Below are 1,884 nucleotides of genomic sequence, written 5' to 3' on the forward strand. Positions count from 1 at the left end.
CGGGAGCTCCTCAAGGACCTCTCCTTCCTCAACCAGTGCCTGAACCTGGACTCCGTCAACGACTACATCCGGGAGAGGAAGCGGGAGATCCGGCGCCTGGAGCGCGCCGCTTCGCAGTGAGGCCCTTCGCGTGAGGCCTTTCGCGCTATCTAGGTCAATAACCATAATATGGTAATATATGGCAAAATACAACGGTCGCCCGGCAAAGAACGGGCACGCTCATATTAGCTTCTAACGCGGCGTGCCCGCGCATACCCGCTTCTCGCTCACGGAAGCGCGGAGTCCGGAAGACCCCGTGCAAGCCGTGCCCTGATCTCCGCGAACAGCTTTCCTTGATATAACCGCTGCCGGCGCCGTGCTCCCGGAAACGAGCGCAAGGCGGACCTCGCCCTGCGACCCTTTGCAGTCCCGCCTGGCTCGGCGAACGTCCCTTACCGGGAGGCGCCGCTGGCCATCGTAGTCGGGGCCGCGATGTAACCTCCACGCCGGTGCCCGCACCTCCACGCGGGACGACACCGCTTGTTTCCTTGCATCCTGGCATACCCCGGCCGCCATCACGGCCCAAAACAGCGACGACAAAGGGATCCCGCCGGCAAAAGCGACGCTCACCGGGGGCGAGAACGCTGCAGGCAAAAACATGGACTCATCCGTTCATCGATATCGGGCACAGGAACATTCGCGTATATGAACGCCCACAAAAAACCTCCACACGTGTCGACAGAAAGGAAAATCCCTCCTAAAGAGGCAGATCCACGTATTTGATTGATTTGCTTGACGGCGTGTTTGTTTTCCGTTATGTTTATTTTGAGTTTACTTGAGGGTGATGTGACGCGGCAATTCCGGAACAGTCCCGTAATAAGGTTCCGAAAACCCGGGATAGGCTGCAGAATCGGACAAGTGTTCACAGTATCGTCTATTTACTGTACACGGCATGCTTCGCAGCAAGGATAAGGTAGCCTCATAGCATCTTCGCGGCACACCCTTCATCACGCTTGGTAAGGTTTCGGTGTTTTTGCGAGGAAGGGGGTAAAAGGTCATGGCGAGCGTCGAGACGAAAACCATCGAGGAGATCGAGAAGAGCGGACAGTGGTGGTGGTGGGCGGAGCAGAAGCGCTCCAAGCGCCTCGACTACCTGCGCAAGGCGGTGTGGATCAAGGGCGCCAAGGGCTCGGGGTACAACCCCGGCGTGAAGGTGGACCTGGAGAGGGCCACCCTCTTCACCGAGGGCTTCATGGAGAACGAGTACGATCCCTTGCCCTTGAGATACGCGCGTGGCTTGGCCAAGGTCTTCGACAACATCACCATCTTCATCCAGGACCACGCGCAGATCGTGGGTTACCTGGGTTCACGCCCCCACACCATCATCTGGCACCCGGAGATCCTTTTCCTCATAAACGAAGACCTTTATAACGACCGCACCGTCATCCCGGAGCCGGAGGAGGAGAGCCTGCGCATCATAGAGGAACTGTGCGATCTCTGGAATCCGCAGTGCGCGGCCAGCAAGGGAATGAGCATCGTGCCCGCAGAGGAGGTCATGAAGCTGGTCACCGGCATGGTTGGCTGGGGAGTCCCCGTGGCCAGGATCGGGTACGCCACCAAGCAGTGGGACTACATGTTCCGGCTTGGCCTGGAGGGCATCATCGCGGAGATAGACGAGAAGATACAGGATGCGGAGGACAAGGTCATCAATAAGGTCCAGGAACCCGAGGACCTCCACCTGCTGGTGAAGCTCGACCAGTGGAAGGCCATGAAGATGGTCCTCGAGGCGGTGGTGCGCTGGGCGAGGCGCTACAGCCGCCTGGCCAGGATCATCGCCGAGAACTTCGAGAAGGACCCCAAGCGCAGGGAGGAGCTGCTGCGCATCGCCGAGGTGTGCGAGAAGGT

Annotated in this window: 1 protein-coding gene; it reads left to right on the forward strand. The window is 59.1% G+C overall.

Annotated elements, in window-relative coordinates:
- Positions 1-1,036: 1,036 nt before the first annotated feature.
- Positions 1,037-1,884: formate acetyltransferase (locus tag H5T73_12810; protein ID MBC7248638.1), on the forward strand; the 848-nt coding region annotated here is incomplete at its 3' end.

It is taken from the genome of Actinomycetota bacterium (assembly GCA_014360655.1).
In the GTDB taxonomy this organism is placed as follows: Bacteria; Actinomycetota; Geothermincolia; order Geothermincolales; family RBG-13-55-18; genus JACIXC01.